20 protein-coding genes are annotated in these 14,924 nt (G+C 39.1%); 15 read left to right on the plus strand and 5 right to left on the minus strand.

The window, feature by feature from the left end; translation table 11 throughout:
- Positions 1-177: 177 nt before the first annotated feature.
- From ablA to TV75_RS00730, 4 genes are all read left to right on the plus strand, one after another.
- Positions 178-1,605 carry a lysine 2,3-aminomutase gene (ablA, locus tag TV75_RS00715; RefSeq protein ID WP_044336530.1) on the plus strand — a complete coding sequence of 476 codons (1,428 nt, stop codon included), beginning with the start codon at positions 178-180 and terminating at the stop codon, positions 1,603-1,605.
- Positions 1,598-1,882, plus strand: a complete 285-nt coding sequence (locus tag TV75_RS00720) for a YokU family protein (RefSeq protein ID WP_044336532.1) — start codon at positions 1,598-1,600, stop codon at positions 1,880-1,882. Before ablA ends, TV75_RS00720 begins: the two co-directional genes overlap by 8 nt.
- A 111-nt stretch (positions 1,883-1,993) precedes the next feature.
- A complete protein-coding gene (locus TV75_RS00725; protein ID WP_044336535.1) occupies positions 1,994-2,218 on the plus strand; it encodes a YozE family protein in 225 nt (74 codons plus the stop codon).
- Between the two features lie 258 nt (positions 2,219-2,476).
- Entirely contained in the window at positions 2,477-3,136 is a 660-nt protein-coding gene (locus tag TV75_RS00730) for a hypothetical protein (RefSeq protein WP_044336537.1), read from the plus strand.
- On the opposite strand, the gene TV75_RS21705 is transcribed toward TV75_RS00730, so the two are convergent.
- Positions 3,120-3,290, minus strand: coding sequence for a hypothetical protein (locus TV75_RS21705; RefSeq protein WP_156142292.1), 171 nt, complete (start codon positions 3,288-3,290; stop codon positions 3,120-3,122). The genes TV75_RS00730 and TV75_RS21705 overlap by 17 nt on opposite strands.
- A gap of 124 nt (positions 3,291-3,414) precedes the next feature.
- On the opposite strand from TV75_RS21705, the gene TV75_RS21310 reads away from it, so the two are divergent.
- Complete coding sequence (locus tag TV75_RS21310; RefSeq protein WP_082051090.1) at positions 3,415-3,591, plus strand: YozD family protein; 177 nt, start codon at positions 3,415-3,417, stop codon at positions 3,589-3,591.
- A 116-nt stretch (positions 3,592-3,707) separates the two neighbouring features.
- On the opposite strand, the gene TV75_RS00735 is transcribed toward TV75_RS21310, so the two are convergent.
- Positions 3,708-4,796, minus strand: a complete 1,089-nt coding sequence (locus tag TV75_RS00735; RefSeq protein WP_052504374.1) for a DUF2515 family protein — start codon at positions 4,794-4,796, stop codon at positions 3,708-3,710.
- Between the two features lie 290 nt (positions 4,797-5,086).
- Between TV75_RS00735 and TV75_RS00740 the strand changes: the two genes are divergently transcribed.
- From TV75_RS00740 to TV75_RS00750, 3 genes are all read left to right on the plus strand, one after another.
- The gene (locus TV75_RS00740; RefSeq protein ID WP_052504375.1) at positions 5,087-5,890 is read left to right on the plus strand and encodes a serine/threonine protein kinase; all 804 of its coding nucleotides are present in this window, start codon (positions 5,087-5,089) and stop codon (positions 5,888-5,890) included.
- Between the two features lie 17 nt (positions 5,891-5,907).
- Positions 5,908-6,678 carry a sporulation protein gene (locus tag TV75_RS00745; RefSeq protein ID WP_044336539.1) on the plus strand — a complete coding sequence of 257 codons (771 nt, stop codon included), beginning with the start codon at positions 5,908-5,910 and terminating at the stop codon, positions 6,676-6,678.
- Positions 6,679-6,774: 96 nt separating this feature from the next.
- A complete protein-coding gene (locus TV75_RS00750) occupies positions 6,775-7,095 on the plus strand; it encodes a YodL domain-containing protein (RefSeq protein WP_044336541.1) in 321 nt (106 codons plus the stop codon).
- Positions 7,096-7,163: 68 nt separating this feature from the next.
- Here the strand turns inward: TV75_RS00750 and TV75_RS22040 are convergent, their stop codons facing one another.
- On the minus strand, positions 7,164-7,307 hold the full coding sequence (locus TV75_RS22040; protein WP_172655602.1) for a hypothetical protein: 144 nt from the start codon (positions 7,305-7,307) through the stop codon (positions 7,164-7,166).
- A 17-nt stretch (positions 7,308-7,324) separates the two neighbouring features.
- Positions 7,325-7,447, minus strand: a complete 123-nt coding sequence (locus TV75_RS22435; RefSeq protein ID WP_268876310.1) for a hypothetical protein — start codon at positions 7,445-7,447, stop codon at positions 7,325-7,327.
- Positions 7,448-7,576: 129 nt separating this feature from the next.
- Between TV75_RS22435 and deoD the strand changes: the two genes are divergently transcribed.
- The 5 genes from deoD to TV75_RS00775 all read left to right on the plus strand — a co-directional run bounded on the left by deoD (position 7,577) and on the right by TV75_RS00775 (position 12,676).
- The gene (deoD, locus tag TV75_RS00755) at positions 7,577-8,281 is read left to right on the plus strand and encodes a purine-nucleoside phosphorylase (RefSeq protein ID WP_044336542.1); all 705 of its coding nucleotides are present in this window, start codon (positions 7,577-7,579) and stop codon (positions 8,279-8,281) included.
- A gap of 149 nt (positions 8,282-8,430) precedes the next feature.
- Positions 8,431-9,282 (plus strand): M15 family metallopeptidase, encoded by an 852-nt coding sequence (locus TV75_RS00760; RefSeq protein ID WP_044336544.1) that lies wholly within the window; start codon positions 8,431-8,433, stop codon positions 9,280-9,282.
- Positions 9,283-9,460: 178 nt separating this feature from the next.
- The gene (locus TV75_RS00765) at positions 9,461-10,048 is read left to right on the plus strand and encodes a YitT family protein (protein ID WP_044336547.1); all 588 of its coding nucleotides are present in this window, start codon (positions 9,461-9,463) and stop codon (positions 10,046-10,048) included.
- A gap of 118 nt (positions 10,049-10,166) precedes the next feature.
- A complete protein-coding gene (locus TV75_RS00770; protein WP_044336549.1) occupies positions 10,167-11,627 on the plus strand; it encodes a S41 family peptidase in 1,461 nt (486 codons plus the stop codon).
- A 113-nt stretch (positions 11,628-11,740) separates the two neighbouring features.
- Positions 11,741-12,676, plus strand: coding sequence for an LCP family protein (locus TV75_RS00775; RefSeq protein ID WP_052504376.1), 936 nt, complete (start codon positions 11,741-11,743; stop codon positions 12,674-12,676).
- Between the two features lies 1 nt (position 12,677).
- Here the strand turns inward: TV75_RS00775 and TV75_RS00780 are convergent, their stop codons facing one another.
- On the minus strand, positions 12,678-13,403 hold the full coding sequence (locus TV75_RS00780; protein ID WP_044336550.1) for an AlbA family DNA-binding domain-containing protein: 726 nt from the start codon (positions 13,401-13,403) through the stop codon (positions 12,678-12,680).
- 279 nt (positions 13,404-13,682) lie between these two features.
- Between TV75_RS00780 and TV75_RS00785 the strand changes: the two genes are divergently transcribed.
- Both TV75_RS00785 and TV75_RS00790 read left to right on the plus strand, forming a co-directional pair.
- Positions 13,683-14,603 (plus strand): CobW family GTP-binding protein, encoded by a 921-nt coding sequence (locus TV75_RS00785; RefSeq protein WP_044336552.1) that lies wholly within the window; start codon positions 13,683-13,685, stop codon positions 14,601-14,603.
- Between the two features lie 23 nt (positions 14,604-14,626).
- Positions 14,627-14,923, plus strand: coding sequence for a hypothetical protein (locus TV75_RS00790; protein WP_044336554.1), 297 nt, complete (start codon positions 14,627-14,629; stop codon positions 14,921-14,923).
- Position 14,924 lies beyond the last annotated feature (1 nt).

Below are 14,924 nucleotides of genomic sequence, written 5' to 3' on the forward strand. Positions count from 1 at the left end.
GTTCTCATTCATAGGCTAATGTAAAGTGCTGTTATGTGCCGACTGTTTCATATTAGCCTTTTGATAAGGAAGAAAAGCAAATACATGCTCCTTTCCGCTATCGTATGGTTATTTTTCTTCAAAACTGCGAAGAAGAGAAACGGGTGGAAAGATATTTTTGGAAAGTTGGTGGAGTAAATGAAAATGAATCTCTATAAACCTAAAAGGGATTGGAAGGATATTGAGCTTTGGAAAGACGTGACGGATGAACAATGGAATAACTGGTTATGGCAGCTGACCAACACCATCAGGACCCTTGATGACTTGAAGAAAGTAGTGAACCTGACGCCTGAAGAAGAGGAAGGTGTAAAGATTTCGACTAAAACAATCCCTCTTAATATTACGCCATATTATGCATGGTTAATGAATGAAGATGACCCACGCTGTCCTATTCGGATGCAATCCGTTCCAATTGGTCAGGAAATTCATAAAACGAAGTACGATCTGGAGGATCCATTACATGAGGATGAGGATTCCCCTGTTCCCGGATTGACACACAGGTACCCGGACAGGGTATTATTTCTCGTGACAAATCAGTGCTCCATGTACTGCCGTTACTGTACGAGAAGAAGGTTTTCAGGACAAATTGGTATGGGTGTACCAAAGAAACAGCTTGATGCAGCCATAGGATATATTCGAGAGACTCCGAGTGTAAGAGACGTACTGCTATCAGGAGGTGACGGTCTACTGATCAATGACCAGATTCTTGAATACATCTTAAAGAATTTAAGGGAGATTCCACATGTTGAGATCATCCGAATTGGAACGAGGGCGCCCGTTGTGTTCCCACAAAGGATTACCGAAAACCTTTGCAATATCTTAAAGAAATATCATCCAGTGTGGTTAAATACTCACTTTAATACATCAATCGAAATTACGGAAGAGTCCAAGAAAGCGTGCGAGATGCTTGTTAATGCAGGTGTTCCTGTAGGGAATCAAGCGGTTATTCTCGCTGGTATAAACGACAGTGTTCCAATTATGAAGAAGCTCATGCACGACCTTGTTAAGATTCGCGTACGTCCTTACTATATTTATCAATGTGACTTATCAGAAGGAATTGGCCACTTCCGCGCACCGGTTTCTAAAGGTTTGGAGATCATTGAAGGTTTACGGGGACATACATCCGGTTATGCCGTACCGACCTTCGTGTTAGACGCGCCTGGTGGTGGAGGGAAAATTTCCCTGCAGCCAAATTATCTTATTTCTCAAAGTGCTTCGAAAGTGGTTGTACGTAATTTCGAAGGAGTCATTTCTACTTATCCGGAACCGGAAGAATACGTAGCAGGCAGGGCAGATGATTACTTTAAAGAAGTATATCACGATGAAGAAATTAAAGAACCAACCATTGGAATTGCCGGCTTGATGAATCAAACCCATTCTTCCCTCACCCCGAGTGGGCTAAAGCGTTTGGAACGTCGAAAGGAATACGAGGAAAACCCGGATCACAATTCCCTTAAGGACTTTAGAGGAAAGAGAGATCAGCTTAAGGAGAAGAAGCACAAAGCGATGCTAACGAAAATGAATCAGGATAAAAATGATGATAAGGAAGAAACCATCAATGGATAATACAAAAGTATGTGAGTGGTGTGAAGAGAAGACAGCCCATGAAGATCAATCGAGCGTGTATTGGGAGCTTCCGGATGGCTCCAGAGCGATTCAAATCGCAGATGTCCCAAGTATGAGTTGCAGCCATTGTGGAATGGAGTACCAGGAAGAAGGTGTCATCAATGAAATAGAAGATCAGCTTATGCTGATTGACACCAAGTTAATCGATAAAGTGGTCGCCTATAAAGATTTAATGGAACTCCCTCGATTACTAAAGAAAAATTATTTTCGATATTAAATGGGGGGAAGGCTATAAGGGTGATTATGCTCTCTCCAAAGCAATCACTTTACGAAATCATTTTCTTCGGCTATCCTTTTAGAAAAGATAGAACAAGGGTAGGTGGAACAGATGAGAAAATCCTTTTATCACTATTTAATGAAGTATAGGCAACCTACAGCCAAGGATGAAATAACTCAATTTGCAAACTCAGCTTATGATGACCACAGCTTTCCTAAACAATCCCAACAATACCATGAAATCAGCTCCTACCTTGAAATGAATGGGCACTATCTAGAGAGTATGTCCATTTTCGATATGGCATGGGATGCCTATTTATTAGAAGAAAAAGATTAACGTGGCTACTTAAAAGCCACCGGACCGACGTTTGTTTTAAACTGATGTCGGTCCTTTTTTTCTCAAGTAGCATGGTCAACATTCAAACTCTCTTTTTGTTGATAAAAACAAAGCCTAAACATCAATTTAATAGTTAAAGTGTCTGACAAGCATAGACGATTCCTACTCTAAAGAAAAAAGTGAGTAAGGGATTTCGTGTATACCGTTATGGTTGTTATTGCATATCATATAAAAAAGGCGATTAAGGGTGAGGGGAGAATGAAGAAACGAAAAGAGCCTAGATTCAGAGTTGGAGAAACAGTTGTCGTAACAATCTATGGTACAGTCGGGAAAATAACCGACATAAAAAAACTCGAAGGTGAGTTTTTATATGAAGTAAATGAAAGTGAAGGGCTATTCAAGGAGAAAGCATTAGAATTGCTGGATTCTTATGATGGATACATTTTTGAACAGGAACAGATTGATATTGAATATAAATTTTTATTTGGAGATCTTGTTATTGTAAAGGGTTATGAAGAGGATCTCTTTAAAGTGGTAGGATTCAGGACGGAAATATGGCGCTATAAGGACGATGCCTGGGAAGACGTTATTTATGAGTTAATGAGAATTACAGATGGCGAGTGGTTAGAAGCAGACGAAGATGAAATCACCCTGGTTGCAGATGAAGAGCAGGCAGAGGCATTTATAAAAAAATATGGATTCGTATTTCCGAACAAAAAAGAAGGCAAAACAAAAATGCTTCATTCGCCTGCTTACCCGAAGCCAAGTTGGATTGATCAGTTACTGGATCATTATAATGATTACAAAACACTATACCTTCTCTTTCAAGATATTAAATATAAGAATAAGATGGACTATGTGTTAGAACAGTTGAAAAATCATACAAACTCACCATCCATTGTTAAAGAGAAGGAATAAGCCACATTATATACAGAAAAACGGGAACGCTTATGACTAGGAATGATAGCAGTATGACACGAAGGATCCATTGCATACCTGAAACGATCAACCCTTCTCCATTTTCCAAATCTTTTAACATCGTTTTCGTTTTTTGGGTGAATGTATGTAACATAATATCGCTCCTCAACCTTTGATGATAAATTCTATGCTTGTCTTTAAAGTCTTATGAAAACTTTTTTCTCATAGCATAACTCGGATAGTGTTGTCATAAATTGAGAATCAAAGGGGGCGATCACATGCGGGAGATAGAAGTCTTTATCGACACTGAGGAAATTGCAGAGTTCTTCATGAAAGAACTCATTCAAAGAGGGTATGTACCATCAGAAGATGAACTGGAAGAAATAGCGGATATAACATTCGAGTATCTGATTGCCAAATGTATTATTGATGAAGAATGGGAAGAAGATGTCTAGGATCTATTCAACCATCCAAATGGAAATCACGTCGTAAGGAATGTCCTTTAACATATTGGGGATTAACTCTTAAGTGTCTGTCATGTTTTTCGAACATGGAGGCACTTTATTTTGAGTTAATCCCGCTTTAATTTAACCAGTAAAGCGGTCAACGCTTTCCACTTTTTAGTCATGGAAAAACGGCCGGGTACCATTTTCGTCAACAGAGGGGCCATCACTTCAATTGGCTGGTCCGTAAACCAGTCAGCCGAAGAGAGCGTCAAAGGAGGGATGTTACTCCAAACCGAACGCAGTGTTGGACTATATAGGCGGTTTTTTTTATTTTTTTTCGAATATATATGTGGCCAGTAATCTGCTCTGGATCCGCTATGTGAATGGTTAATCGCAAATGAGTAGGCTGTTGGAAAGACTGCAGGATGAAATAATATACTATATAACTTCTTGCCTAACAAAATCCTGCGCTTTACCTGTTCAAAGTGAGATACCGAATGCCCGGCAAGAGAGTAGGGAGATTGTTTTCCATATGGAAAAAGGATGGATGTAAATTCCAGACGATCCTGCAATAGAAAAAGCCATTCTTCTAGTCCAATGGTTTTTTTCAGATCTGTTAATATTCTTTTTTGGATCATATGCTGTTCATTCATGATGAGTCCAATGGTTAAAACTTGTTCATTACCGGTAGTAAGAAATTCATCCCAGATATTCATCATGAAAATGGAAACGTTAAATTTTTTTAGGACGTGTAAGGAAGAATGTCCCGTTCTTTTCCATTGTTCATAGAGTAATAATTGAGGGTAGGCATCGTGAAAGATGGCTGCATTACATAGCTCGAGAAATGAGAATAGCGCTATTTGATCATTTCTGTCCAAGACGTATGAAAGCAGATTATTTCGTATGTCTGTCATATAATAACCAGCATTTCTTGATACCATATGAGCAAGAAAAGACCAGTGGATTTCAGGGTGTTTCTTGAAAAAGTCAAGGTAACATGCGGTTCTGGTTACGTTATTGAGGTTTGCATTCTTTACTTTGTTCGTAATCAGTTCATACAGTTTTTGATCCTGTGGGAAGTAGACCGTGGGAGTGGGGTCATCAATTGCATAGTAGAGCTTGCATATATACTCCTCGCCGAGAAGCGGTCTCGTAAGGTCGTTGCTCCCGGTCTTGATCAGATTTAAAATCTTTTGAATCGGTGATGAGGTCAAGTGATCACGCTCCACTAAAATATTTTTTTGGGGTTGAAACTAATTTCAAAATGAAACGTATATAGTAATACAAGTGAAGATGAATCATTAGAGGGAGGTTTGTTTATGTTAAGAAAAATAATCAAAGGTTTGTTAAGCTCGAAACATCATAGATATAGCTCGAGTGATGCGTGGGGAAAGTATAAATCACCTAAACATAAACATTTTGGACATCAACATTATAAGAAGCATAAAAGTAAAAGCTTTTTTTCCAGCTTTTTCAGCAGCTGATGGAATGAGTGGAATGTGTTATGATACAGACTCTTTTTCGCAGACTGATCGATGGTTTTGAACAGACTTGGAAACCGGGAGAAAACATCGATGGCTTCCATATCATCCGTTTAGTTGGAAAAGGGAGCTATGGAACCACTTACTTGGTTATCAACCCATCAAATGGTAAAGAGGCCATTTTAAAAAGAATACGCCCTTACAAGAAGGTATTTTCTAATCACGTCCAATATGTTCAAAATGAAATGAATGCATTACAAACTTTATCTCACCCTCAGTTTCCATCCGTATTTACAGCAGGTGAGTATAGAAAGACCCCTTATTTCGTTATGGAAAAAATGAACGGTCAAACATTTGAGGAGTTAATCTTCATAGAAGGAAAAACTTACTCCGAAGAAGAATCACTAAAGTTAGGAGTACAATTAGTTACCTTGGTTCAATGGATTCATGAACAGGGATACGTTCATAGAGATTTAAGGATCCCTAATATTCTTTTGGATCAGGGGACTCTTCAAATTATAGACTTTGGCCTTGCTTGTGAAATGAATACAACATCAGAGAGGATTCCTGATAAACTTAAGGGTTACATGAGGGATAAGTCTGTGAAGAGTGATTTCTACGCAATCGGCCATTTTCTGTTATTTTTACTGTATTCTTCTTATGAACCGACGATGAGAAAGGAAAGAAGCTGGGAAGAAGAACTGGCCATTCATCAAAATACCAGGTTGATGCTTCGAAGACTTCTACAAATTGATTTAGGGTTTAGGGACGCTGCAGAGATCCTGGAGGAATTATCCAGAGTGATTAACACACTACAAGAACGATAATCAAGGAGGAATTTCACATGTCTTTTTTTAACAAAGTATTTGCTTCAATTGGAATCGGATCAGCGACGGTAGATACAAAATTAGAGAAATCAAGCTATCATGCAGGGGAAGCAGCAAAGGGTATAGTAGAAATTACCGGAGGGAGCGCAGATCAAAACATCGATGCAATTTATTTAACTCTCTTTACTACATATATTCGAGAATCAGACGACAAGAAATACACTGATTATGCTCCTATACAAAAAGTACAGATTTCCGAGCCTTTTACCATTGGCGAAAATGAAACAAAAGAGTTCCCTTTTACCTTTACATTGCCATTTGAAACCCCGATCACCTATGGGAACACAAGGGTGTGGGTGGCCACGGGCTTAGACATTAAAAATGCAGTGGATCCCAAAGACAAAGATTATATTGAAATCGTCCCGAATGAATTGACGAATGCGGTGCTCACATCTGTTCAGGAGCTTGGCTTCAGGATTCGTAAGGTTGAATGTGAGCAAGCACCACGTCGCTACAGAGGTCGCTACCCCTTCATACAGGAATTTGAATTTGTACCGGTAAATGGTCCGTACCAACGAAAATTAGATGAACTTGAAGTGATGTTCATGAATCAATCGGAAGAACAAGTGGATCTTCTCATAGAAGTGGATCGACGTGCTAGAGGGTTAGGTGGATTTTTAGCGGAAGCTCTTGAAATGGACGAATCCATGGTGAAAATGACGATAAGTAAGTCGGATATTCCCCTTCTCTCATCTAAACTGCGAGAAGTGATTAATAAATTCGCTTAATGGATTGATTCGACAAACATTCCTATGTTTAGATGAAGGATTCGACAAGGTCTATGTGTAATAGTATGAGTACAACATAATGACGGAGGGGTGCTCATGCCTTTACTTGAAAAAATCATTCGTCCTAAGCTTTTGAGATCGACCTACGATATGACCATTTTCCAAACTCCTAGGTATGGGGAGGATAAGGGATATGAAAAGGTATATCGAATCTCTGTTCAAGCAAATAATCATGAAGAGGCCCTGTATGAAACGTTCAGGACATTTAACGTGCCAGATCTAGTTCCTAAAGATTATCAGGGCAGATACATTGCTACACGTGATATCATCTTTATTGACGAGGGACGGAGAGGTCATTATTATTATCGCCTTCAGCCAAATGGGTGGAAAAGAGTTAATCGGATCGTAATTCATTAAATAAGCAACGAATAAAAAAGGAAAGAATCTTCCATGGTGGTTAGATCCTTTCCTTTTTTTATTGTCTTTTATATGTGATTTCCCGGACCGTTTTTTCGATTCTGGGCTGAATTTTCTTTAGCATGCGCATTATGCTCAGCATCTAGTGCTTCTTTGGATATATGGTTATTTTTCTTCGGAGCATTAATTCTGTTTCGGTGTTTTTTACCCATACCAATTTTCCTCCCCGTTATGATTTAAGTCTTTCGGTTCTTGAAGAGTTAGGTTGTGTCCCGGAGCGGGTAGAAGGGTTTGTTTCATTTGCATGTTGTACTGCTTGCTTCAGTTTTTTACTCATTTTTTCTTTAGTCATCTGTATCCCTCCTTCTGAAGTTAGTTTGACCCCATGCATCGCTTTCTATCCTTCCATTTTCCAGCGTTGCATAAGAAATAAAAAAGGATTACAATGGTGTTTCAACAGTCTTGTAAGGAGGAAAAGTAATTGAGTATACATATTAATGCAAAAGAAAATGAAATAGCTGAAACGGTTTTACTACCAGGAGATCCCCTTAGAGCAAAGTACATTGCAGAAACATTTCTTGAAAATCCAACCTGTTATAACGAAGTCCGTAATATGTTTGGATACACAGGAACATATAAAGGGAAAAGAATTTCCGTTCAAGGAACAGGAATGGGTGTTCCGTCTATTTCCATCTATATTAACGAACTAATGCAAAGCTATAACCTCCAAAATCTAATCCGTGTCGGTACTTGTGGGGCTATCCAAAAGGATGTTAAAGTGCGTGATGTCATCCTCGCTATGACCTCATCCACTGATTCTCAAATGAACCGATTAACATTTAACGGTATTGACTATGCACCGACAGCTAACTTTGACTTGCTTAAACGGGCATATGATGCCGGAGTGGAAAAAGGGCTTAACTTAAAGGTCGGAAATGTGTTTACTGCCGACATGTTCTATAATGACAATGCCGAGCATGAAAAATGGGCACAATATGGAATTCTGGCAATTGAAATGGAAACTTCGGCTCTATACACGCTAGCAGCTAAATATGGACGAAATGCACTATCCGTTCTGACAGTTAGCGATCATATTTTGACAGGTGAAGAAACGACTGCAGAAGAGCGTCAAACAACTTTTAATGAAATGATAGAAGTTGCATTGGAAGCTGCCATTGGGGAGTAGATCCATCTATTATCAAAAGAAACTGCTTACATTCCCTTCCCCGGGTTTATAAGCAGTTTTTCATTTTTATGAAGAATGTCCTGCTTACATAAATCCTGATACATGGTAAGATGAAGGATGGAACCATTATAGAGAAACTAGGTGAAAGTATGAAAAAGATCATCTTCGTAACTGCTGCTTCCTTGATTATATTATCGGGATGTTCGCAAGTACAAGATTGGTCAGAGAATTTATTTGGCCAAAAACAGCAAGAAACGAAAGAAGAGAAACCGAAGGAACAAACTCCAGAGGATCAACCGGATGAACAAATTGAAGAAGAACAATCCGCTCCGTCAGAGGAAGAATCGGTTCCTCCAGAACTACAATTAGAGTCCCAATACTTTAATGAAGTAAAAGTGGTGGACGGAAAACAAATCATCCAAAATCCCTCCAACCTTTTAGCCCTTGTGAATAAGGATTATGCATTAGATGAATACAAACCGACTGATTTGGTTCGCCCCGATGTTCCATTCGTATTTGGTAATCAAGAACTAGAAAAGGCATATCTTCGGAAAGAAGCGGCAGAGCAGCTGGAGATAATGTTCACTTCCGCTAAAGCAGAAGGAGTTATGCTGACAGCTATTTCAGGCTATCGTTCGTATGAATATCAAAAAATGCTGCTGGAAAGAGAAATTGCTCAGTTCGGAAAAGAAAAAGCCGTAATGGCCGTGGCACCGCCGGGACAAAGTGAGCATCAATCCGGTTTGGCTATGGACATCTCAAGTCAAAGTAATAACTTCCAGGTAAACATTGAATTTGCCGATACAAAGGAAGGCAAGTGGCTTGCAGAGAACGCCTATAAATATGGATTCATTCTCCGTTATCCTGAAGACAAGGTTTCGATTACTCAGTATCAATATGAGCCTTGGCATTTCAGATATGTAGGTAAGGATGCGGCTAAAGTCATTTATGAAAATGATTGGTCTTTAGAAGAATTTTTTAATAATGTGAAAAAGATTTAATAATTTTAAGGGGTCAGGAGCTTTGGGTTTCTGGCCCTTTTGGTGTTTATCATTTGTAATATTGCCTTTAAGGAAACTCGCACCTGCCCAATCGCTCGCCACTTTTGTTCTGTTTTCTCACACTCTCACATACAACAATAATAAGGGCTGTCCAATTTGAGGTGAGCGGGTGAAACGGATGTTTAGGACATTTAGCATTATTATTATAGGAAGTGTGTTTGTAGGGATCGGGATTGATCTTTTTTTCGTACCTCATCATTTCCTGGATGGGGGCATGATTGGGATTGGGCTAATTGCCCATTATTGGTTTGGTTTTAAGCCGGGACTTACGATCATCCTATTGAGTGTCCCATTATATATGCTGGCTTTTTTCGTGGACAGAAAGCTTTTCTATAATAGTATCCATGGCCTCTGGTTATCCTCATTAATGATAGATTTTTTTTATCAATGGAAAAATATTTTCACTTTTCCTCCTCTTATGAGCGCCTTTTTAGGCGGGACCTTCGTTGGAATTGGGATCGGCCTTATGCTGAAAGGAAACTCTGCAACAGGCGGATCCGATTTACTGGCTCAATTGATTGGAAAAAGCTTTCACTTTAATGTGGGGAAATTAATTTTTCTCTTTGATAGCATAGTGCTGGTGGTGGGCTGGCCGATCATCGGTATGGAGTCTTTCTTATATTCTTTATTTGCTGTCAGTACAGTAGGGTTTTTTACAACCATTTTGACACATCATAATCATGACAATGGATTTTCCTTTCGTTAATATTGAAAAGCTGATAGAATAAAGAAGTTATGAGCTCAAGATTGCTCATATAGATGATTCATGATATTGTAAACGATAAATTCACACAAGATACATAGCAACGAAAGTGGTGGAAGCTTTGGAACAAGATAAGACGGATCAGTCACAACAAGAAACCCATTCAAATTTTATAAAAATTAAGAAGTTTAAATTTGTTATGCTCCTGTTCTTCCTTGTATTTGCAACTGCAGGGATTACAACATTTGCACTGGCATTCGGGGATGAAAAAGCAGTCAATGTAGGGGTTACAGAACGTTCAGAATTTCAAAAACTTTACGAAGCCTATGATAAGTTAAATGAAAACTATTATAAAGACCTTGATCAGGACACTTTAGTAAATGGTGCTATCAATGGAATGCTTGATAGTGTCGGTGATCCATATTCTGATTATATGAATGTAGAGGAAGCGGAAAAGTTCCAGGAAAGCATCTCCTCTTCATTTGAGGGAATTGGCGCAGAAATACAGGAGAAAGAAGGGTATATATCCATCGTTTCCCCTATAAAAGGCTCACCTGCAGAGAAAGCTGGTTTACAACCGAATGATACAATCACTAAAGTGGATGACAAAAGTATTCAAGGAATGTCTGTGACCGATGCGGTTCTCCTCATACGTGGTGAAAAAGGGACAAAGGTTACACTGACCATTCAGAGGCCGGGTCAGGAAAAACCAATGCAAGTTACCATCACCAGGGATGAGATCCCGATTGAAACGGTTTATGCGGAAATGAAAGAAAATGGCGTAGCTGAAATTCAAATTACGAGCTTTTCAGAGAATACGTATAAAGAATTGACCGAAGCATTAAATGAAATGAACGATAAGGGTATGAAAAAGCTTGTTCTTGATTTAAGGCAAAATCCAGGTGGCTTGCTGGATCAAGCCGTTAAAATTTCTAACTTGTTTGTACCTGAAGGCGAAGTTCTATTCCAAGTGGAAGACAGCAACGGGAAAGTGGAAAAGTATGTGTCCGAATCGGGGCAGAAAATAGACGTGCCTACAGCCGTTCTCGTTGATGGGGGAAGCGCAAGTGCTGCAGAAATCTTGGCAGCAGCTGTAAGTGAGTCAAACGATATTCCTCTTGTCGGGACAAAAACCTTTGGTAAGGGAACGGTTCAAACAGCTGAAACCTTCAAAGATGGTTCTAACATGAAATTCACAACGGCAAAATGGTTAACGCCTGATGGCAATTGGATTCATGAAAAAGGAATCACACCTGATATTGAAGCGAAGATGCCGGATTATGCACAGCTTCCATATATCAATCCTGAAAAAGAACTGAAGGAATCAGATTTATCGGATCAGGTGAAAACAGCAGAGCAAATGCTCAATGCACTGGACTTGAATCCAGGAAACGTTGATGGATACTATGATGAAGACACAACAAAAGCGGTTAAGCAGTTCCAGGAAAAGAATGAACTGAAGGTGACAGGAACGTTAAATGCTGAAACGACGGTTAAGCTTATGTCTAATCTTAGAGAAAAACTAAAAGAAAACGATCCTCAAGTGAAAAAAGCGATCGAAGAATTAAACAAAAATAACTAAATGTAAGATCTCAGGTGAAATCACCTGAGATCTTTTTTGATGATTGGTTTCTTCTTACTCGTATAGAATGCTGGAGCTTTACCAACAATGAGGGTATATATGAGGTGATTTTTATGAAAAAAACGGGGTTACTATTGGCTCTATTATTTTCTGTATTCATTGTTGTAAGTTGTTCGCCTTTCTGGGGTGAAAGAGAGCAACCGGTACCAAAAGAAGAGGTTCAATCGCAAAAGCGTTTCTTAAGTGAAAAGGATGAATCGATTTTCCCTTTAGTCCCGCAGGATAAAAAATTTCCTGTCAATGTTCTTCTGATCGGTTCTGATAAACGTAAAAACGAACCCGCCCGAGCAGATGTCTTAATGGTTGCTCAGTATACCCCACAATCATCTTCCATTAAGATGGTTTCAATCATGAGGGATACATACGTAAACATCCCTGGATATGAAAAGAGTAAAATAAATCATGCGTATTCGTGGGGGGGAGAGGAGCTCCTCGCTGAAACGATTAAGAAAAATTTCAACATAGATGTTCACCATACCGTCAAAGTAGACTTTAATGATTTCATTAATGTGATGGACCTCGTTTTTCCGGAAGGTGTCGGGGTTACAGTGTCTGAACCTATGATAAAGTATTGGAAATGGTCGAAGGACCCCGGGAAGCAAGTGTTAAGAGGAGAAGAAATCTTACAATATGTGAGGTTTAGGGGAGACATAAAAAGCGATTTTGGACGAGTGGAGCGGCAGCAGGAGATCATGGCATTAGCGGAAAAAAGTCTTATGGATCTATTGCAGTCCGGAGAAGGAATTACAACCGTCGTTTCCCTAATGAGAGAAGGTTTGAAAAACGTAGAAACCTCTACGCCAATTAGTGAAGTGATTAAGTATGGTATGTCATTAATGCTCGACCCCGTGAACAGGGTGGAAACCCTGCGTGTACCGATAGAAGGGAGCTTTACGGACCTTTCGACTGTGAATGCAGGACTGGTTTTAGATATGGACGAACAGAAGAATCAAGAAGCCATCAGGGATTTTCTGAAAACGGTTGAATGATTCACCAAGAGTGAAATTCAGAAGAATCCAAGTCAAGAAAGTTTTCTATCTTCTTCATTTTTCTTACAATTAAATCATGAAGATAATTTTTGTACTTCAGATCCTCAGCTTGGTTATGTTCCAAATGCAGGATTTTAAGATGTTCAAGATGCTCTTTTAATGTACGCTCGTCACTATCAGATCCACCTGACTGGACTTTGCGAAGAATCACGTCCACCAACTTTTCGTGTGTAGCTTCGATTGTTTTCGTTCCTTGTCTTGCATATATGGCCCCATATCTTAATTCACCTCTTGTCACAATAGAGGTATAGGGAACGTAACGTGGATCATAGTCAATGATGAGAACCTGGAACCGCTTTACGTCCAACAATGGATGAATACCTTTAGGGAAAATGAAGTCCTCCGTCCTATACCGTAAATATTTTGGAAGCAGATGTTGTAGTTTATTATCAACATCTGCTTTATCTAAAAATTCCTCATCCGACAAACCCTTTAAATCTAACGAGCCATCATCATATTGCATCACACCTACAATGATGCATCCGCCCCCCGTATTGGAGATAGCCAGAATATGCTTCGCCATTTTTGTGAATTCAATCCAATCTGATTTAAAATCCACATAATCTGTTTCGCCCGTATTATGAAGCAACAGTTCCTTCAATGTTTCATGAGAAGGATTCTTCAAAAAATCTCTAAGTTTAAGGGGAACAATCTTCTCGTAGTACAATGACAACCCCACCTTTAAAGTTTTAACTGGTTTATAATTGCAGCTGCAATGATGCAGTTTTTATTAAAAGTTACTCAAAGATCCAGATCTAATCTTGACTGACACGGTTCCTGTCTATTCATTCTATGCGTATGAAAATAAGAAAACGCTTTATTAGGAAAGAATCTTCATCCCTATTTCCCCTATGTACACAAATAGTTGAGGTGAATGATGTGGTTCGTTGTGTTCATGAGCACTTTCTAATAGAATATGTATAGGATCTATAGAGAGGAAGATTAAATGAAGAAAGATGTTTATATACTATCCGGATTTCTTGGAAGTGGAAAAACGACCTTATTAAAGAATTTGCTGGAGTCCTTAAAGGAACAGAATAAAAAACCGGCTGTCCTAATGAATGAACTAGGAAGTGTATCCATCGATAGTGATGAAGTTGATCAAGATACAGCTTTAAGAGAGTTGCTTGATGGATGTATATGCTGCACCATATCAGAAAAGCTGGAGTCCCAACTTCAGGAACTGTTAATGAACGAAGATTTCGATGTATTAGTGATAGAAACGACAGGAGCTGCACACCCTGTTGAAGTGGTCGATTCAATCCTATCCCCACTGTTTGCTGATCAGTTCGAATTTAGGGGGATCGTTACTGTGGTGGATGGTCTACAGTGGAGAAGAAGGGATGAATTCAGCCCTGCTGTTTTACATTTGATGAGAGAACAGATTCGTCATGCTCAATATATTGTGGCAAATAAAATGGATTTGCTTTCAGAAATGGAGCAAGGGACATTCTCATATGAACTTCAGCAAATTAACCCGAGAGCAAAGGTATATTTAACGAACTATTCAAAGGTGTCAATGAAAGATTTATTTTCTATGAGAGCGGATGACAGAAGCGATTCTTATGAGAAAGCATCCCTCGGTGAACATTTATCATTACAAGCCATCATATACTCCTTTAAAGGAACAGTAAGGGGAGAAGCATTTGAGGAATGGGTGAAACAACAACCTGATAGCATTTATAGAATGAAGGGTTATGTTCCGTTACAGGGACGGAAAAACCCGACCTTGTTTCAATATTCATATGGCATGCCCCTGTTTATGCCCGGAGACATGAAGTATCCAACCAATTTTGTAATAATTGGAGAAAATTTACATAAATCAGAGATAATACGTTCACTGGAAAAGATAGACATAGCGGAATAACCTAAAGTGGGGAGAAACTTAATATGGTGTTTCTTTTGTTTAGTATAGAATTAATCTTATTTATCAGTGGCATCTACGGTTTAAGTATGTATGAAACGAACCTCCAATTCATTATCTTTATTGGATTAATAGGAATCAGTGTAATCATGTTTATTACAACGATCGTGTATTATCAGCGGAAAAAACAAAAGAGGGATCAAGCATATGACTGCTGGGACTGTGCAATCTATTCACCTGACTGTATGCCTTTTCCACGCTTAGGAAAGAAATTTGACTGTGATTCACCGGACTGTGACTGCACTCCGGACTGCAGTCCATAGG

It is taken from the genome of Rossellomorea aquimaris, from assembly GCF_000935355.1.
In the GTDB taxonomy this organism is placed as follows: domain Bacteria; phylum Bacillota; class Bacilli; order Bacillales; family Bacillaceae_B; genus Rossellomorea; species Rossellomorea aquimaris_B.

Coding starts and splice junctions, on each gene's coding strand:
- TV75_RS21705 (WP_156142292.1), bottom strand. CDS start 3,290: ATGTTACATACATTCACCCAAAAAACGAAAACGATGTTAAAAGATTTG.
- ablA (WP_044336530.1), top strand. CDS start 178: ATGAAAATGAATCTCTATAAACCTAAAAGGGATTGGAAGGATATTGAG.
- TV75_RS00720 (WP_044336532.1), top strand. CDS start 1,598: ATGGATAATACAAAAGTATGTGAGTGGTGTGAAGAGAAGACAGCCCAT.
- TV75_RS00745 (WP_044336539.1), top strand. CDS start 5,908: ATGTCTTTTTTTAACAAAGTATTTGCTTCAATTGGAATCGGATCAGCG.
- TV75_RS22435 (WP_268876310.1), bottom strand. CDS start 7,447: ATGACTAAAGAAAAAATGAGTAAAAAACTGAAGCAAGCAGTACAACAT.
- TV75_RS00730 (WP_044336537.1), top strand. CDS start 2,477: ATGAAGAAACGAAAAGAGCCTAGATTCAGAGTTGGAGAAACAGTTGTC.
- TV75_RS00740 (WP_052504375.1), top strand. CDS start 5,087: ATGATACAGACTCTTTTTCGCAGACTGATCGATGGTTTTGAACAGACT.
- TV75_RS00725 (WP_044336535.1), top strand. CDS start 1,994: ATGAGAAAATCCTTTTATCACTATTTAATGAAGTATAGGCAACCTACA.
- TV75_RS21310 (WP_082051090.1), top strand. CDS start 3,415: ATGCGGGAGATAGAAGTCTTTATCGACACTGAGGAAATTGCAGAGTTC.
- TV75_RS00775 (WP_052504376.1), top strand. CDS start 11,741: ATGAAAAAAACGGGGTTACTATTGGCTCTATTATTTTCTGTATTCATT.
- TV75_RS00760 (WP_044336544.1), top strand. CDS start 8,431: ATGAAAAAGATCATCTTCGTAACTGCTGCTTCCTTGATTATATTATCG.
- TV75_RS00785 (WP_044336552.1), top strand. CDS start 13,683: ATGAAGAAAGATGTTTATATACTATCCGGATTTCTTGGAAGTGGAAAA.
- TV75_RS00765 (WP_044336547.1), top strand. CDS start 9,461: ATGTTTAGGACATTTAGCATTATTATTATAGGAAGTGTGTTTGTAGGG.
- TV75_RS00790 (WP_044336554.1), top strand. CDS start 14,627: ATGGTGTTTCTTTTGTTTAGTATAGAATTAATCTTATTTATCAGTGGC.
- TV75_RS22040 (WP_172655602.1), bottom strand. CDS start 7,307: ATGGGTAAAAAACACCGAAACAGAATTAATGCTCCGAAGAAAAATAAC.
- TV75_RS00750 (WP_044336541.1), top strand. CDS start 6,775: ATGCCTTTACTTGAAAAAATCATTCGTCCTAAGCTTTTGAGATCGACC.